Below are 18,408 nucleotides of genomic sequence, written 5' to 3'. Positions count from 1 at the left end.
TTCAAAAGAAATATTTCGGTATGCCAAATGCCAGTTCTTATATTGTAATAATCGAAATAAAAACTCTAGAGTGTAGAGTACAAAAAAAAGAATAATCAACAATTCTAACTGTTGCTTTAAGTGAATTTTTTCATGATTAATCAACATATCATTTCCTTTCAATGCTTTACTTTTTAAAAACATGAAAGGAAAAACAGTCATACCAATATAACCTCTAGGTATCAAGTATTTTGAAATCAATATCACAACAGTGTCTATTCAAAAATCAATCCAAATTACATTATCTTTGTAAGACATGAAAAAATATGTCCCAATAGAAGAAGGAGATTACTACCTAACACCAGAAGGCTATCGCTGTTTTACAGAGCAATACCATCTAAAACGAGGCTATTGTTGCGAAAGTGGCTGCAGACATTGCCCTTATGGTTTTAACAAAGAGAAATTAAAAAAGAAATAATGCAAGTAACAGAAATATCATTTAAAGATCAGATTTTAGAAGGCATACCACATATCTTACCACAACCAAAAACGTATGACCCAAAAATAAATCATGCTCCCAAAAGAAAAGCAATTTTGTCGCCTGAGGAAGAAAAATTAGCTCTAAAAAATGCACTACGTTATTTCGACAAGAAACACCACAGCACTTTACTACCTGAATTCAAGGAAGAATTAGACAAATACGGTCGTATCTACATGTACCGTCTGCGTCCTGATTATAAAATGTATGCAAGGCCAATTGACGAGTATCCTGCAAAATCAAAGCAAGCTGCCGCGATTATGTTAATGATTCAGAATAACTTGGATTATGCTGTAGCACAACATCCACACGAATTAATTACTTATGGTGGCAATGGAGCTGTGTTTTCTAATTGGGCACAGTACAGGCTTACAATGAAATATTTGGCTGAAATGAATGACGAGCAAACACTTGTGATGTATTCTGGTCATCCTATGGGTTTATTTCCCTCACATAAAGAAGCGCCAAGAGTTGTTGTCACTAACGGTATGATGATTCCTAACTATTCTAAACCAGATGACTGGGAAAAATTCAATGCATTAGGAGTTACACAATATGGGCAAATGACAGCAGGAAGTTACATGTACATTGGCCCACAAGGCATTGTTCATGGCACTACAATTACCGTTTTAAACGGATTTAGAAAAATAAATAAATCACCAAAAGGGCATATCTTCGTTACCTCTGGTTTAGGCGGCATGTCTGGTGCACAACCAAAAGCAGGTAATATTGCTGGTTGTATTACGGTTTGTGCAGAAGTAAACCCCAAAATCACTCAAATACGATTAGACCAAGGTTGGATTGATGAAAAAATCACCGATTTAGATGAATTAGTAGCACGAGTACAAAAAGCACAGGCTAATAAAGAAACAATATCAATAGCATACTTAGGAAATATTGTTGAAGTATGGGAAAAGTTTGACGAATCAAATATTCATATTGATTTAGGAAGCGACCAAACCTCTCTTCACAACCCATGGGCTGGTGGTTATTATCCTGTTGGATTATCTTTTGAAGATGCTAACGACATGATGGCAAATAATCCAGATTTATTCAAGACTAAAGTTCAGGAAAGTTTACGTCGTCATGCAACTGCTATTAATAAACATACAGAAAAAGGCACATATTTCTTTGATTACGGAAATGCTTTCTTGCTAGAAGCCTCACGTGCTGGTGCTGATGTTATGTCTGAAAACACTACTATTGGTCGTGAATTTAAGTACCCTAGTTACGTGCAGGACATCATGGGACCAATGTGTTTTGATTATGGATTCGGTCCATTCCGTTGGGTTTGTGCTTCGGGTAAACCAGAAGACCTTGCAAAAACCGATGCTATTGCTTGCGAAGTTTTAGAGGAAATCATGAAAAATTCACCTGAAGAAATCCAACAACAAATGGCTGATAACATTCAGTGGATTAAAGGTGCTCAAGAAAACAAATTAGTCGTAGGGTCACAAGCCAGAATCCTCTATGCAGATGCCGAAGGTCGAATGAAAATTGCCCAAGCCTTCAACGATGCTATCGATAAAGGCGAAATAGGCTACGTTATTTTAGGTCGAGATCACCATGATGTCTCTGGGACAGATTCACCTTATCGAGAAACCAGTAATATTTATGATGGTTCTCGTTTCACTTCAGATATGGCCATTCACAATGTTATAGGAGATAGTTTTAGAGGAGCCACTTGGGTAAGCATCCACAATGGTGGTGGTGTTGGCTGGGGCGAAGTAATTAATGGTGGATTCGGCATGGTTCTTGATGGTACTAAAGAAGCATCAACGCGTCTCAAACAAATGCTATTTTGGGATGTAAATAATGGTATTTCCAGAAGAAGTTGGGCAAGAAACGAGGGGGCCATTTTCGCTATAAAACGCGCTATGGAAACCGAACCAAATTTAAAAGTTACATTGCCAAACACTGTTGATGATGATCTTTTAAAAAATATTTAAAAAAAAGTGATATGAAGAGACTACTCAAATTTACACCAGTTTTAGTTATGGTTATTCTTCTATCGTCATGTAGCTCTGTGAGAGTAGCTGCAGATTACGACAGAGAAGCCAATTTTGACCAATACAAAACCTTTGCGTTTTTCAAGCCTGGAATTGACAAAGCAGAAATAAGTGATATCGATAAAAGAAGAATCCTTAGAGCTATTGAAGCTGAACTTTTAGCAAAAGGAATGACAAAGTCTGAAAACCCTGATATGCTTGTTAGTATTTTCACAAAATCTACCCAACGCGTAGACGTCTACAATAATGCCTGGGGCTTTGGTGGCTGGGGCTGGGGAGGCTTCGGTGGCTGGGGCTGGGGACCTGGATTTGGTTGGGGACCTGGCTGGGGCGGAAGTAGTGTCTCAACACAGACTGAAGGCATGCTCTTTATTGACTTTATAGATACTGACAAAAAAGAATTATTCTGGCAAGGCTCCGGAACTGGATACCTAGTAACAAGAAACGTGGAGAAGAAAGAAGCACGTATCAGAGAGTTTGTAGCCAAAACTTTAGAGCAATTTCCTCCATCAAAATAGGATCTTAAAACATAAAAAAATTAAAGCACTGATTACGCAGTGCTTTTTTGTTTAAATATTTTAGAAGTAGCTATTATTTTAAATATTCTATCTTTGCCGACTTCAAAATGAAATTGTTATGATTTTAGGTCAAACGACAAGAAAGAATTTTACACAAAACCCTAAAGACGATATTTTATCTGGTCTTACAGTTGCATTGGCATTAGTCCCTGAAGCTGTAGCATTTGCTTTTGTTGCTGGTGTAGATCCATTAGTTGGATTATATGGTGCTTTTATGATGGGTATCGTTACTGCTTTATTTGGTGGACGACCAGGAATGATTTCTGGTGCTACAGGTGCAATGGCAGTGGTTATGGTGCATCTTATTCAAAAAGGAAATGAAGTTGGTATTAATTTAGATACACCAATTGAAAATCTTGGGCTTCAATGGCTATTTATTACCTTATTATTTGTTGGTGGTATTCAAATTTTAGCAGGTATTTTTAAGCTTGGAAAATTTGTAAGACTTATTCCTCATCCTGTAATGATGGGCTTTGTAAACGGTTTAGCCATCGTTATCTTCTTATCACAATTAAAATTATTTCCTAATGCTGTTCCACAGGATATTTCATTTTTTGGTAATACTTCTGAATGGTTCTCAGCATTATTTTCAAATGCAGCTTTTTGGAAAATGATGGGCTTCATTGGTTTGACTATGGGAATTATGTATGGACTACCTAAACTTACCAAAAAAATTCCTGCTGCTTTAGTAGCTATAGTCGTTGTAGCTTGTATTACAATTTTTGGTGGAATTGAAATGAGTACCGTTGGTTCTTTTATTGCAGAAGGTGGTGGTAAAGGTTTAAAAGGTGGGTTACCAACATTTCAAGAACAGATTTTTGGATTATTCGGAACACTTGCAGGACATTGGGATATCATTATTTCGACAGCATTCATTCTAGCTGCAGTAGGTTTAATTGAATCATTAATGACCTTAAACCTTGTAGATGAAATCACAGAAACCAGAGGAAATGGTAATCGCGAATGTATTGCTCAGGGAAGTGCCAATATGCTAAATGGTTTATTTGGTGGAATGGGTGGCTGTGCTATGATTGGTCAATCGATCATCAACGTAGATTCTGGCGGTCGTGGTCGATTATCTGGCGCTTTTGCGGCTGTCGCTTTGTTAGGATTTATTCTATTTGCCGCACCATTAATTGAGCAAATTCCTATTGCTGCATTAGTCGGTGTAATGTTTATGGTAGTTATCGGAACATTCGCCTGGTCTAGCTTTAGAATCATTCGTAAGATTCCTATTTCTGATGCTATTGTACTTATTGCTGTTTCTGCTATTACAGTTTGGAAAGATTTGGCCGTTGCCGTAATTGCTGGTGTTATCATTTCGGCATTGGTATTTGCTTGGAAAAACGCCACAATGATTAGAGCACGAAAACGTCTTCAACCAGATGGGACTAAAACTTACGAAATTTGGGGACCATTATTCTTTGGATCTATTCAAAGTTTTAATTCGAAGTTCGACGTAAAAAATGATCCTGAAAATGTTGAAATCGATTTTGTAGAGTCGCGTGTTAGTGATCATTCTGCCATGGAAGCTATTTTTAATTTGGTAAACAAATATGAAGCTGCAGGTAAGAGTTTAAAACTAAAACACCTTAGCGAAGACTGTAAAGCTTTAATGTATAAAGCAAGCCCTAAGTTTAAAGAGGTTATTGTAGAAGACATCAATGATCCTCGCTATTATTTAGCAGCTAATCCTGAAGAATTTACAAAACCACTTTCGGAATACGATTTATAAAAGATAAGCGCTAAGACCTAAGCCTTAGACCATTAAAATTAAAAACAAAATTAAATTAATAAAAATAATTGATTATCAATTATTTAGACTACCTTCGTCACTTAATTTAATATATTTTAATATGAATACTGGTACAGTAAAATTTTTTAATGACTCTAAAGGTTTTGGATTCATAACAGAAGAAGGAAACAGCAAAGAGCATTTTGTACACATTTCTGGTTTAGTTGATGAGGTTAGAGAAGGTGACAATGTAGAATTCGATTTAACAGAAGGAAAAAAGGGATTAAATGCAATTAATGTAAAAGTTATATAATTATACTTAAAATCTTTTTATGAAAAAGCCTATCAAAAATGATAGGCTTTTTTTATTTTAATAATCTAATAATATTTTAACCTTAGTCTTCACCTTTTCAGTTGAAGGAATCATTGCTTGTTCTAATGTTGAATTCAGTGGAATGGCAGGCATATTCTCGCTACCAATCGTCATCACTGGCGCATCTAAATACTTAAAACATTCTTCCTGAATTTTTCCAGCTAATGCTCTCGCAAAACTATTATCACTCGGCTCTTCTGTTACCACCAAACATTTGCCTGTTTTCTTAACCGACTTCATTACAGTATCTTTATCCAAAGGGTAAAGCGTTCTAAGATCTACAATTTCAATTTGATCACGCATATCTAATTCGCCGGAAGCATTGTATGCCCAGTGCACACCCATTCCATAAGTTACAATGGTACACGTTTCTACATCGTCTTGCTTCCAGATTTCCTGTGGCAACCATGCTTTTCCAAAAGGTAAAATATAATCCTCAGCAGGCTCTACAGAAGTTGCTGTTTTTGTTCCAGGAACTTTGGACCAATACAAGCCCTTATGCTCTAAAATTACCACTGGGTTCGGATCGTAATAAGCAGACTTCATCAAACCTTTTAAATCGGCACCATTACTTGGGTAAGCAATTTTAATACCTCTTATGTTAGTTACGATGCTTTCCACAGAAGACGAATGGTAGGGTCCACCACTACCATAAGCACCAATTGGCACACGCAAAATCATACTCACAGGCCATTTACCGTTACTCAAATAACAACTTCGACTCACTTCTGTAAACAACTGATTGAGTCCTGGCCAAATATAATCAGCAAACTGAACCTCAACAATAGGTTTTAAGCCTACTGCACTCATACCAACCGTAGAACCTACGATAAATGCTTCCTGAATTGGTGTATTAAAAACTCTGTCGTCACCAAATTTTTGCGCCAACGTCGCTGCTTCTCTAAATACACCACCAAGTCGTCCACCAACATCTTGTCCGTAAAGCAGACATTCTGGATGCTTGCGCATTAATTCTTCTACAGCGAATAAAGCACAATCTACCATCACCACTTTTTCTGCACCTTCTGGCGAACGCTCACCTTTTTCTTCGGTAATTGGCGTTGGCGCAAAATCGTGGGTAAATAAATCTTCTGGTGTTGGATCTTCAGCTTTTAAAGCTTTTTGAAAATCATTTTCAACCAACGTTTTTATTTCCGCTTCAATAGCATCTATATCCTTTTGAGTGAAACCACTATCTAACATTTGCTGTTTTAAAACAGGATATGGATCACGAGATTTTGCTTCTTCCAAGTCATCACGATACCATTCCATACGCACACCAGATGTATGATGATTCAATAACGGCACTTTAGCATGCACCAAAAATGGTCGACGCTCTTCTCTTATGGTTTTTATAACTTTTTCTAGAGCTTCATAGCTTTCAATAAAGTTAGCACCATCGATAGAAATGGCTTCTAATCCGTGAAAACCTTTTGCATATTCTGCAGCATTTTGAGCTCTGGTTTCTGCTTCATTGGCTGAAATATCCCAACCATTGTCTTGCACCAAATATAGAATTGGCATTTGCTTTAACGCCGCCATTTGAAAGGCTTCTGCAATTTCGCCTTCGGTAACTGATGCGTCCCCTAAACTGCAAACCGTGATTGGTTTTAATTTAGATTCTTCACTATCGCTCTGAATGACATTAGGATTCCTTAAATTTTGCTTTTCCAAATATTGCATTCCCATCGCGACACCTGTTGCAGGAATGGCTTGCATACCTGTTGCTGATGATTGATGTGGAATTTTAGGCTTATCAGCATCTTTTAAACTTGGATGCGAATAATAGGTTCTTCCACCAGAAAATGGATCGTCTTTTTTAGCCAATACCTGAAGCATTAAATCATAAGGTGTCATACCAAAAGCTAACAACATTGCATCGTCTCTATAATACGGAAACGCATAATCTTGAGGTAACAATTGCATTCCTAAAGCGGTCTGAATGGCTTCGTGACCGCGTGATGTGGCGTGCACGTATTTTGAAACTACTTTGAAGTTGGCCTCATACAATTCTGCCATTGTTTTGGCGGTTACTAAGTTGGTAAATCCTTTTTTTAATATGTCTTTATTCATCATTATATCTATTCGTCAGTTCGAGTGAAATTGTCTTAAGCAATTTTGTATCGAGAACTTAATAATTACTTCTCGATACAATTTGCTCGTTCCTCACAAATCACTCAAAGTGACGTTATCTTTACACTAATTCCTTTTCAACCTTTATCATCCAGTTGAATTTATCTTCAATTTTTCCGGTTTTTATGGCATTTAGCGTGTTGTTAACATCTAATCCTACCGGACTTTCGTCAGAGACGTGAATGTCGCCATTATCTGTACCAATGCTCTGAATGTAAGCAATACCAACGGCTGTTCCTGTCCCGAAAGCTTCCTCTAAAAGGCCTTTTTCTGATGCTTCTCGGATTTCGGTAAGCGTGATTGGACGCTCAATAACTTCAAAACCTTTATCTTTTAAAATATCGATAACGCTCATTCTGGTAATGCCATCGAGAATGGCGCCATCGCGACGTGGCGTGATGAATTTCCCATCAATTTTGAAGAAAATATTCATTGTTCCCACCTCTTGGATGTACTCGTGCTCAACAGCATCTAACCATAATACTTGGTCGTAACCTTTTGCTTTTGCTAATTCTGTAGGACGAATTGCTGCCGCGTAATTTCCAGCCGCTTTTGCTTCGCCTGTACCACCATCTACCGCACGAACGAATTTCTTTTCTGCCCATAATTTTATGCGCTTGCTAAAAAACGGTCCTGCTGGTGATGCCATAATGATAAACTTGTAACTTGTGGCTGCACGCATACCGATAAAGGCTTCATCGGCATACATAAACGGACGTAAGTACAAGGCACTACCATCTAGTGGTGGAATCCACGCTTTATCCATAGCCACTAGCTGTTTTAAGCCTTCTACAAACAACTCTTCTGGAACATTTGGCATTCCCATTCGATCTGCACTAAAGTTTAAACGCGCTGCATTTTTATCGGCACGGAATAGCATTGGTGTTCCGTCGGCATTTACCGTCGCTTTCATGCCTTCGAAAATGGCTTGTCCGTAATGCAATGCCATTGCTGCTGGATGCGTTGGAATTAAGGCTAACGGTTCTATTCTTGGGTTTTGCCATTCTCCATCTTTATAATCACAGATAAACATATGATCTGTGAAAGAGGTTCCTAATGGTATGTTGTTGAAGTCGATAGTATCAACTTTTGATGTTTCTGTTTTTTTGATTGAAATATTCATATTTATATTTTTTCGTCAGTTCGAGTGAAATTGTCTTTAGCAATTTTGTATCGAGAACTATTTAACTACTTCTCGATACAATTTGCTCATTACTCACAAATCACTCGAAGTGACGTCGTTTTTATATTTTTCTATTCGTATCAAATTGTTCTAAATAATCAGCAACTCTTCGCACAAAGCTTCCGCCTAAATACCCATCAACAACACGATGGTCGAAAGACAGTGATAAGTACATCATACTTCTAATAGCGATTTCGTCGCCTTCTTCTGTTTCGATGACTTCGGCACGTTTTTTAATGATTCCTAATGCTAAAATGGCAACTTCTGGTTGGTTGATTATTGGTGTTCCCATAACGCTTCCAAACGTCCCAACGTTAGAAATAGTGAATGTGCTTCCTTTGATATCGTCACCACTCAATTTATTTTCTCTTGCTTTTCCAGCGAGCTCGTTTACGTTTTCGGCTAACTCTTTTAAGTCTTTAGTGTCAGCATTTTTCACCACTGGCACAATTAAATTCCCACTTGGCAATGCTGTTGCCATACCAATATTAATGTCTTCTTTTACGATAATATTATTACCATCTACCGACGCATTGATGTTTGGAAAATCTTTGACCGCTTTAGCTACGGCTTCTACAAACAATGGTGTAAACGTTAGTTTTTCGCCATATTTTTCTTGAAAAGCAACTTTATTGTCATTTCGCCAGTTTACCATATTGGTTAAGTCGGCTTCAACATAAGCAGTTACGTGAGGTGACGTATGCTTAGAATACACCATATGATCTGCAATCATTTGGCGCATACGATCCATTTCTATAATCTTTCCTTTGCCTTTATCGAACGTTAATTGCGGAATGCGATAAGCCGTTGGATCTTGTACTACTGGCTGTGCAAACTTGTATGGTCTGCCGTCTTCGATATAATTAAAGACATCGCTTTTTCTTAATCGTCCTTCGTTTCCGGTTGCTGGAATTCTTGCTAGTTCTTCAAAACTAATGTGATGCTCCTTTGCAATGGAAATGATTAGTGGTGAAAAGAATGTATTTGTATTATTGACTGAAAATGAATTTGAAGTTGACGCCTCAACTTTGCTCGATGTGATGGAACGTTTCTTTTTAGTTTTCTTTTGAGACGTCTCGACTGCGCTCGACGTGGCAGCTTCTTCTTTAGGTTTTTGCTTCGAATTCGTCGCTTCAACTTCTAAAATGGCGATAACTTCACCAACTTTTACCACATCTTTTGCTTGGTATTTGGTTTCTAGTAACGTTCCTGCTGCTGGTGCTGGCACTTCGTTATCTACCTTGTCTGTAGCAACTTCTAATATAATATCGCCTTCATCAAAAGAATCGCCTTCATTGATTAACCAATTAATGATGGTTCCTTCTGTGATGCTCTCGCCCATTTTGGGCATTTTTAGTTCAAATTTAGACATAGTCTTTATCTTCAATTTAGATTCCGCATAAAGTGCGGAATGGCTAAACGCATTAACTAGCGTTTGTTAGTTTGTGCCTTTATTTTTAAATCGAGTAAACTTATTTTGATCGTAATTACTTATAAACTTCTCGATACAATTTTCTCGTCCCTCAAAAATCACTCGAAGTGACGTTCATCTTTTCTATTTTTTCATAAAATCACGTAATGTAGCATACGTGTTTTCTTGTACTATTCTATCTTTTGGTACTTCTCGAAATGGTTCTACTTCTCTCAAAGTCTCGTGACAATCTTTTGGCAATTGCTGATACAATTGCGTTCCTTTAGTTTTCCAAGCAATCATCTCGTCGCTTACCTGCTTGATGACTTTTGCTGGATTACCAACCACCAAACTACGTGGTGGAATTTTAGTTTCGGCCTTAACAAATGCCATTGCGCCAACGATACTTTCATCTCCAATTTCGGCATCATCCATAATTACGGTATTCATACCAATGAGGCAATTACGACCCAAATTGGCTCCGTGAATGATGGCTCCATGACCAACGTGCGCACTTTCTTTTAGGGTAATAGATTTACCCGGAAACATATGCACTGTACAGTTTTCTTGCACGTTAACACCATCTTCTAAAATGATTTGCCCCCAATCTCCACGAATGGCAGCACCTGGACCAATGTAACAGTTTTTACCAATGATGACATTGCCTGTGACTGCTGCCAATGGGTGCACGAAACTGCTTTCGTGTACGACTGGTGTGTATCCTTGGAATGCGTAAATCATAATTCAGCCCCTTTTAATTTCCCCAGAGGGGAAAAACACTCCTGTGTTCTTACTCTTCTGTACTTTTTCATTTTCTATGTTTACTATTTCCTTCCTTTTGGGAAGGTTAGGATGGGCTTCCCTTTATTTAAATCGTTTTAATGTTTCTTTTGTAAAATCACTTAATACTAGACGACCACTAACGGCTGCTCTTTCAGCTAAAAGCATGTCCCAATCTTCGGTACCTTGCCAGAAGATTTTTTTCATTTCATTCATTGCTTCTGGATTGTAATTGCAAAGATTTTCGGCAAAGGTTTTTACGGCTTCATCTAATTCATCTGTAGTATCAAATACTTGTGTAAATAAGCCTTTTTGTTTTGCCCATTCTGCAGGATAAAACGTATTGGCATCAATGGCGATTTGTGACATTCCGCTTAATCCTAACTTGCGCTCTACAGCCGGACCAACAACAAACGGACCGATACCAACGTTTAGCTCGCTTAACTTTATGGCTGCAAATTTTGTTGCCATACAATAATCGGTTGCCGAAGCAACACCTACTCCACCACCAACGGTTTTTCCTTGCACGCGACCAATGATAAATTTTGGACATTTGCGCATTGCATTAATCACGTTGGCAAATCCTGAAAAGAAGACTTTTCCTGTGGCTTCATCATTGATATTTATCAACTCGTTAAAACTTGCTCCAGCACAAAATGTTCTATCACCTCCACTTTTAAGAACAATGACTTTAATGTTCTCATTATTTCCAGCATCAGTTATTGTTTGTGATAATTCAGCCAGAATATTTCCTGGTAATGAGTTATGCGCAGGATGAAAAAATTCGATGTATCCTATTTGGTTTTCTATTTCTAATTTTACGTATGGTTGGCTCATTATTATTTTGTTTTATTTGTGAGACCTCTCGACTGCGCTCGAGGTGACATTAATTATTTTTTTATAACAAATTGAACTGCTCAAAGTGATGATTAAGGTGCTTACGATCAAGCAAATAGGACTCGTAACGATTCAACTCGCCAAATACTAAATTCTTCAATTTAGCATCTGGATTTTCCTTGAAAAACTCTATGTATTTTTTACGCTGTTCCTTAAATTTCTCAATCGCTGTTTCTAAATCTTGATGTTTTAAATCGTCTAACGTGTCTTTTTCTAACTGCGGAAATTGAGTGTTCTGCGGAAACTTTCTATAGTTATACAAGCTTGCGTGCACCTTATCTAAAATCTTTTCTGGTGTGGCAATTTCAAAATCTTGAATTTCGCCAGATGCAATTTTATAAGTGTACTCCAAATGCTCAATCATATGTTGAGGCGTCATAATGCCCCATTTTGGTTTGGTGTCTGCTTTTAACTTTGATAAGCACTCGTTAATTTTCTCTTCAGTCATCTCAACAAATGTTTCTTGCTTTTTCTGGACCATTGTTAAAATGGTAGCGACTGCAACCAACGGACTATCTTTGTCTGTTTTTTGACTTTCTGGTCGGTTTTCAAAATTAGCATCAAACACCTCAACGTGCCATTTTACAATACCACTTGGATGCTCTGTTGACGACACATCTCTATCTACTTTTTCCTTACAAGTTAAACGCACATAAATGGTATCGTTGTGGTATAACGGTCTTAAAAATCGGATAGAATCCAAACCGTAATTTGCCGCTACAGGACCTTTATTTGGATACACAAACAATCCAGCTGCAGCCGAAATTATAAAATAACCGTGTGCTGTTCGTTTTTCAAAAATACTGCCATCTAGTGAGGTTATATCTGTATGTGCATAGAAATGGTCCCAAGTTAAATTGGCAAAATTCTGAATATCGGAATCCGTAAGCGTACGCTTGTGTGTTTTTAAAGACATTCCTGGTTGAATGTCTTCCCAATGGTACTTAAACGGATGGTCTTCAGCTTCTTTATATTTTGCATTTTGCTGATAAATGCCAGTAATTTCAGTGATGGTTGATGGTGTTCCTTGAATGGCTGTTCGTTGCAAATAGTGTTTAATACCACGCATTCCACCCATTTCTTCGCCTCCACCAGCACGTCCTGGACCTCCGTGAACTAAGTAAGGTAATGGCGAACCGTGACCTGTACTTTGTTTTGCCATTTCGCGATTAATCACCAAAATACGTCCGTGATGACTCGCTGCATTAACTACATAATCCGTCGCGATGTTATCATCATAAGTTGCAATAGAAGACACTAACGAGCCTTTACCCATTTGTGCTAATTGCACAGCTTCGTCCATTGACTTGTAAGGCATAATGGTACTTACTGGTCCGAATGCTTCGCGCTCGTGAACAACACTATTCTGGAAAGGATTATCAGTTCTAAACACCACTGGACTTATAAATGCACCTTTGTTGGCATCCGCTCCAATAGTCTCAATATTATCCAAATTGCCATAAACCATTTCAGCTTCTTTACTGATATCTGCAATAGAACTTTTCACTGCTTCAACTTGTTGCTTACTCACCAATGAACCCATTCTCACTTCCTTAAGTCTTGGGTCGCCAATGGTGACTTTATCGAGCTCTTTTGCTAATGCGATTTGAACATCTTCAACTAAATTTTCAGGAACAATAATGCGTCGGATGGCCGTACATTTTTGTCCAGCTTTTACGGTCATTTCCTTTCGAACTTCCTTAACGAACAATTTGAATTCTGGTGTTCCAGGAACTGCATCTTCGCCTAAAATAGAGGCGTTAAGCGAATCAGCTTCCATAGTGAAAGGCACCGATTCTTCAATTAATCTTGGATGCGCTTTTAATAAGCGACCAGTTGCGGCTGAACCTGTAAAGGTGACGACATCTTGAGACTCGACGGTATCTAAAATGGTTTTAACTGTCCCGTTTATGATTTGAAGTGCGCCTTCTGGTAAAATACCCGAATTAATAATTTCTCTCGCTACTGCCTCTGCTAAATAAGCTGATGATGGCGCAGGCAAAACTACTGCTGGCACACCTGCCATCCAGTTTACAGCACACTTTTCTAACATTCCCCAAACCGGGAAATTAAACGCGTTGATGTGCACTGCAACACCTTTTTTTGGCACCATTATATGATGTGCCATAAAACGTCCGCCACGAGACAAATCGATTGGGTCGCCTTCTACGTGGAATGGTTTGTTTGGAAATAATTTTCGTAATGATGCATTGGCAAACAGATTACCAAAACCACCTTCTATATCTATCCAACTATCTACACGCGTTGCGCCAGTTCTGTAACTTAAATCGTAAAATTGTTCTTTGCGCTTTGTAAGGTAAAGTGCCAATTTTTTGAGCATATTACCGCGCTCTTGAAAGGTCATTTTACGAAGTACTTCGCCTCCTTTTGTGCGTCCGTAGTGAAGAACTTCAGGAATATCTAATCCTTCAACAGCCCAATTTGTAAAATGTTCGCCTGTTATAGCATCGTAAATTGGTGCTCCTTCTTCTTTTCCTGTAGTCCATTGTCCTTGGACGTAGTGTTGAATTTTATTCTTCATCTTACTGTTTAAGATTATGTATTATCGACTTTGTTTTTTTTGAAGCAGTTCTCCTATCATTAATCTACCATCTTTACTCTTTTGGATTTAACTCAATTATCCTTCTTATCCAATCTTTATCATTATTTAGTAGCACATCTGGTGTTATACCAACTTGTTCATACTTTAAATAATCATTTTTAATCACTTCTATGGAAAACGCATATTCAATAGAATCACAATTTAATCTTCCTGCTATCCCTTCATTTCCATAACCATATGACACTGCCCCTTTTGAATTCTCGCCGACAATAACAGTGCGCTTATCGTCTTTTAGCCGAAGCGTACTTATTTCTGCCGCACTAGCTGTTAAAAAATTGATAAGCACATAAATTTTTTTGATTTCTTTTGTCTTTTTTAACAATTTAATAAGTGATTTTGTTTGCAATAAAGAACCACCTCCATTGTTTCTTAAATCTATAATTAAATAAGGCTTGACTAATTTTTGCTTTAAATCGTTGTAAAACGTATCAGCTTCATCCATTAGCTCATATGTTCGCTTAAGGGTTTTGATATTTATATAGTCATGATTAGCGTCTAAAGATTTAAAACCGAAATTTTCTTCGTGTTGTTTATAAAAATGATACGTGTTGTCTTTATTCCAAAAGGTGTTTCCTATTCTATTGTTCTTTATTTCTATATTGTTATTGTATACGAGTAAGCCGTTTTTATAATGCTCGAATATTTCAAATTTCCCTTTTGAGGTTTTGTTAAGCTTTAATCTTATGGCACCATTTTTCCAAATATCAGAATCTGAAGTATCCATAACACCCAACCAGCTCGAATTTGAATGTTTTATAAGTTTTATAGTTTCGTTACCCGAATAGTAAATTCCAGAAATTGAATCTGAGTCAATAACATCATCAACTTCTCTTTCATAAAACAAAGGCTTAAATAAATCGGCTTCCGTCTTTTGATAAATCATATTGTGATTATCTTTTATAAAAGAGATGTATTTTTGAAGATATCCTAAACAAAAATAATCCTTAAGACTATCTTCACTAATTTCCTTTATTATTTGGTTTTTCCATTCTTCAAATCTGAATTCATCTGATTTAGTTTTAATCTGAGACTTATAACTCTTGGCTAACTTAATCTTTTTGGAAATCTCTTCTAAACTATTTAGGCAATCACAGCTTTTATCCTGACCAGAGGATATATTAGTAATTAATAGAATTAATAAAATCAGAATTTTATTCATGTAACGAAAAACAATAATTTAACTCATATTTTCAATAACAGCTGCATAGCCTTGACCCACGCCAATACACATCGTTACCAATGCGTAGCGCTTGTTTTGCTCTTTGAGCTCTAAAGCCGCTGAATAGGCGATTCTGGTGCCTGTAACGCCAAGCGGATGGCCAATTGCGATAGAACCCCCATTTGGGTTGATTCTTGGGTCATTGTCTGCCAATCCCCAAGCTCTGGTGCACGCCAACGTTTGTGCTGCGAAGGCTTCGTTGAGCTCTATGATGTCGATATCGTCCATTGTTAATCCGGCTTTTGCCAAAGCTTTATTGGACGCCTCGACTGGACCGATGCCCATAATTCGTGGCTCCACACCCACAACAGCAGAACTCACGATGCGCGCTAAAGGCTTTAGATTATATTTTTTTACAGCTTCTTCACTAGCGATAATGGTTGCGGCTGCTCCGTCGTTTAATCCTGATGCGTTTCCTGCGGTTACGCTTCCTCCTTCTTTTTTAAAGGCTGGTCGTAATTTGGCTAAAATCTCTTTTGATGTTGTTGGTTTTACAAATTCGTCTTTTGCAAAAACGATTGGGTCTTTTTTGCGTTGTGGAATTTCGACAGGTACAATTTCTTTTTCTAATCGTCCGTTTTCTTGCGCTTGTGACGCTTTCATCTGACTCCAGTATGCGAATGCATCTTGGTCCTCTCTTGAAATATTATATTTTTCGACAAGATTTTCAGCTGTCATTCCCATTCCGTCTGTGCCATACATTTCGTGCATTTTTGGGTTTACAAAACGCCATCCGAATGTGGAATCGTACAGTTTTGAATCGCCTCCAAAAGCGCTTGATGGTTTTGCCATAACGTATGGTCCGCGTGTCATATTTTCAACACCTCCTGAAATGAACACATCTCCATCTCCTGCTTTTATCGCTCTGTTTGCGTGAATAATTGCTGACAAACCTGAACTACACAATCTATTTACAGTTTCTCCTGGAACTGTAAATGGTAATCCTGCTAAAAGTGATGCCATACGTGCAACGTTTCGGTTGTCTTCTCCGGCTTGATTGGCGCAACCAAGAATAACATCGTTGTATGCTTCTTTTGGGATGTTTGGGTTTCGTTTTACTATTTCTTTGATGACTAAAGCTGCTAAATCGTCTGTTCTTACAGCAGATAATGTACCTTTGTAATTTCCTATTGGTGTTCTTATGCCGTCTATTATGTATGCTTCCATATTATTTTGAAATCGAAGCCGAAATCGAAATTGAAGTCGAACTTCTTACTATTTATTTTTCTCTATTCTTTTTAGATCCTGAATCAAGTTCAGGATGACAAGTCTTTTTATTCCCAATCTTTTTGAGTGCGATAGACAACACCTTTAAAAAGTGCTACCAGTTCATATCCTCGTTTTACTTCTACAATATTAAATCCGAGTCTGTTTTTTACGTTTTCTATCACAGATTCAGCAACTAAATAATCTCCTTCATTTAATGCTTCAATATGGTTGATGCTGGTTTCTATGGACACAGCAAACTTTCCGTGTGTATTTGCTGCGAAACCAAAAGCGGTATCTGCTAATGCATAACTGATTCCACCGTGTGCTTTTCCCATACTATTAAGCATTTCCTTGCGAACCGTCATTGCCACGCGACAACGACCAATTTCACATTCTAAAATTTCAATGCCTAACCAAGTGCTGAATGCATCTTGACTTAACATTTTATGTGGGATTTGTTCTCCTTTCATACTTCAATTTGTCACTTCGAGTGATTTTCGACAGAAAATTGTATCGAGAAGTTTGGCTTGTTCTCGATACGCTTCGCACTCGAACTGACGCTAGTTAAAGAATGTTTTATTTTCTTTATTCATTTTACGCAACAAGGGACTGCATCGGTAACGGTCTTCGTGATACTCATTGTATAATTCATCTAGTTTGGTTACGCACCAATCAATGCCTTTTTCATCTGCCCATGCTAATAATCCTTTTGGATAATTAACACCTTTGGTCATTGCGTTGTCTATATCTTCTACTGATGCGATGTTTAAAAACAAAGCGTCTGCTGCTTCGTTAATGAGCATAACTAAAACACGGTCGAAAATGGTTTGTGCTAATTCTTCATGAGATCCTGAATCAAGTTCATGATGACAACTATTTATGATTTTTCCACTAGAATCATAATCGTAATAGCCCTTTCCTGATTTTCGTCCTAAATAGCCTGCTTCACTTAAACGCTTTTGTGTGAAACTGGGTTTGTATCTTGGGTCGAAATAAAAGGCTGTAAACACGGTTTCTGTTACGGTGTAATTGACATCGTTACCAATAAAATCCATTAATTCGAATGGTCCCATTCTAAAACCTCCCAATGTTTTCAAGCTATGGTCAATGGTTTCAAAATCAGCAATGCCTTCTTCGTAAATTCTTAAGGCTTCTCCGTAAAATGGTCGCGCCACACGGTTTACGATAAAACCAGGTGTATCTTTGGCAACAGCTACTGTTTTCTTCCAACTTTTTATGGTTTCAACGGATTTATCTAAAACCGTTTTTGAGGTTTGCACTGCTGGAATGACCTCAACCAACTTCATTAATGGTGCTGGATTGAAAAAGTGAATTCCGATACAACGCTCCGGTTTTTGCAATGATGATGCTATGGATGCTATGGATAAACTCGACGTGTTTGATGCTATAATACAATCATCCGCAACATAGCTTTCCAATTCTGAAAAGACTTTCTTCTTGATATCGATATTTTCAACGATAGCTTCAATCGTAAGATTTGAATCTGCTAGTGCTTTTAGACTATCGACATACGTGATATTTGACTGAATTCTGTTTTTTTCTTCAGTATCTATTCGACCTTTTTCAATGAGTCTATTTAATATTTTTTCAAGGCTTGCTTTAGCTTTATCTAAAGCTTCTTGGTTGGTATCGTATAATTTTACAGAACAACCTGCAGTTGCCGCTACTTGGGCGATGCCACTTCCCATTGTTCCTGAACCTATTATTCCTACGTTCATAT

Annotated in this window: 15 protein-coding genes; 5 read left to right on the top strand and 10 right to left on the bottom strand. The window is 37.7% G+C overall.

Going from position 1 to position 18,408, the window contains the following annotated elements; genetic code table 11:
- Nucleotides 1-295 precede the first annotated feature (295 nt).
- The 5 genes from FC091_RS15180 to FC091_RS04260 all read left to right on the top strand — a co-directional run bounded on the left by FC091_RS15180 (nucleotide 296) and on the right by FC091_RS04260 (nucleotide 5,152).
- Entirely contained in the window at nucleotides 296-457 is a 162-nt protein-coding gene (locus tag FC091_RS15180; protein ID WP_171032453.1) for a DUF5522 domain-containing protein, read from the top strand.
- A gap of 14 nt (nucleotides 458-471) precedes the next feature.
- Nucleotides 472-2,466, top strand: a complete 1,995-nt coding sequence (locus FC091_RS04275) for a urocanate hydratase (RefSeq protein WP_138433080.1) — start codon at nucleotides 472-474, stop codon at nucleotides 2,464-2,466.
- Between the two features lie 11 nt (nucleotides 2,467-2,477).
- On the top strand, nucleotides 2,478-3,044 hold the full coding sequence (locus tag FC091_RS04270; protein WP_138433026.1) for a DUF4136 domain-containing protein: 567 nt from the start codon (nucleotides 2,478-2,480) through the stop codon (nucleotides 3,042-3,044).
- Between the two features lie 118 nt (nucleotides 3,045-3,162).
- On the top strand, nucleotides 3,163-4,839 hold the full coding sequence (locus FC091_RS04265) for a SulP family inorganic anion transporter (RefSeq protein ID WP_138433025.1): 1,677 nt from the start codon (nucleotides 3,163-3,165) through the stop codon (nucleotides 4,837-4,839).
- 121 nt (nucleotides 4,840-4,960) lie between these two features.
- Nucleotides 4,961-5,152 carry a cold-shock protein gene (locus tag FC091_RS04260; protein ID WP_076620155.1) on the top strand — a complete coding sequence of 64 codons (192 nt, stop codon included), beginning with the start codon at nucleotides 4,961-4,963 and terminating at the stop codon, nucleotides 5,150-5,152.
- Between the two features lie 57 nt (nucleotides 5,153-5,209).
- Here the strand turns inward: FC091_RS04260 and FC091_RS04255 are convergent, their stop codons facing one another.
- From FC091_RS04255 to FC091_RS04210, 10 genes are all read right to left on the bottom strand, one after another.
- Complete coding sequence (locus FC091_RS04255) at nucleotides 5,210-7,285, bottom strand: alpha-ketoacid dehydrogenase subunit alpha/beta (protein WP_171032452.1); 2,076 nt, start codon at nucleotides 7,283-7,285, stop codon at nucleotides 5,210-5,212.
- A gap of 121 nt (nucleotides 7,286-7,406) precedes the next feature.
- A complete protein-coding gene (locus tag FC091_RS04250; protein WP_171032460.1) occupies nucleotides 7,407-8,474 on the bottom strand; it encodes a branched-chain amino acid aminotransferase in 1,068 nt (355 codons plus the stop codon).
- A gap of 115 nt (nucleotides 8,475-8,589) precedes the next feature.
- Nucleotides 8,590-9,870 carry a dihydrolipoamide acetyltransferase family protein gene (locus FC091_RS04245; protein ID WP_246035791.1) on the bottom strand — a complete coding sequence of 427 codons (1,281 nt, stop codon included), beginning with the start codon at nucleotides 9,868-9,870 and terminating at the stop codon, nucleotides 8,590-8,592.
- A 213-nt stretch (nucleotides 9,871-10,083) separates the two neighbouring features.
- Nucleotides 10,084-10,680 carry an acyltransferase gene (locus FC091_RS04240; RefSeq protein ID WP_138433021.1) on the bottom strand — a complete coding sequence of 199 codons (597 nt, stop codon included), beginning with the start codon at nucleotides 10,678-10,680 and terminating at the stop codon, nucleotides 10,084-10,086.
- Nucleotides 10,681-10,803: 123 nt separating this feature from the next.
- Nucleotides 10,804-11,556: an enoyl-CoA hydratase/isomerase family protein gene (locus tag FC091_RS04235; protein ID WP_138433020.1), complete on the bottom strand. Its 753-nt coding sequence runs from the start codon at nucleotides 11,554-11,556 to the stop codon at nucleotides 10,804-10,806.
- Between the two features lie 61 nt (nucleotides 11,557-11,617).
- Nucleotides 11,618-14,158, bottom strand: coding sequence for a phenylacetic acid degradation bifunctional protein PaaZ (gene paaZ, locus FC091_RS04230; protein ID WP_138433019.1), 2,541 nt, complete (start codon nucleotides 14,156-14,158; stop codon nucleotides 11,618-11,620).
- A gap of 73 nt (nucleotides 14,159-14,231) precedes the next feature.
- The gene (locus FC091_RS04225) at nucleotides 14,232-15,398 is read right to left on the bottom strand and encodes a S41 family peptidase (protein ID WP_138433018.1); all 1,167 of its coding nucleotides are present in this window, start codon (nucleotides 15,396-15,398) and stop codon (nucleotides 14,232-14,234) included.
- An 18-nt stretch (nucleotides 15,399-15,416) separates the two neighbouring features.
- Nucleotides 15,417-16,625, bottom strand: coding sequence for a 3-oxoadipyl-CoA thiolase (pcaF, locus tag FC091_RS04220; RefSeq protein WP_138433017.1), 1,209 nt, complete (start codon nucleotides 16,623-16,625; stop codon nucleotides 15,417-15,419).
- 107 nt (nucleotides 16,626-16,732) lie between these two features.
- Nucleotides 16,733-17,137 carry a hotdog fold thioesterase gene (locus FC091_RS04215; protein WP_138433016.1) on the bottom strand — a complete coding sequence of 135 codons (405 nt, stop codon included), beginning with the start codon at nucleotides 17,135-17,137 and terminating at the stop codon, nucleotides 16,733-16,735.
- A 90-nt stretch (nucleotides 17,138-17,227) separates the two neighbouring features.
- Nucleotides 17,228-18,406, bottom strand: a complete 1,179-nt coding sequence (locus FC091_RS04210; RefSeq protein WP_138433015.1) for a 3-hydroxyacyl-CoA dehydrogenase NAD-binding domain-containing protein — start codon at nucleotides 18,404-18,406, stop codon at nucleotides 17,228-17,230.
- Nucleotides 18,407-18,408 lie beyond the last annotated feature (2 nt).

The sequence above is a fragment of the Winogradskyella algicola genome, assembly GCF_005869935.1.
In the GTDB taxonomy this organism is placed as follows: Bacteria; Bacteroidota; Bacteroidia; order Flavobacteriales; family Flavobacteriaceae; genus Winogradskyella; species Winogradskyella algicola.
Note: the sequence above shows the minus strand (reverse complement) of the source record. Positions and strands in the feature narration are given on the sequence as shown.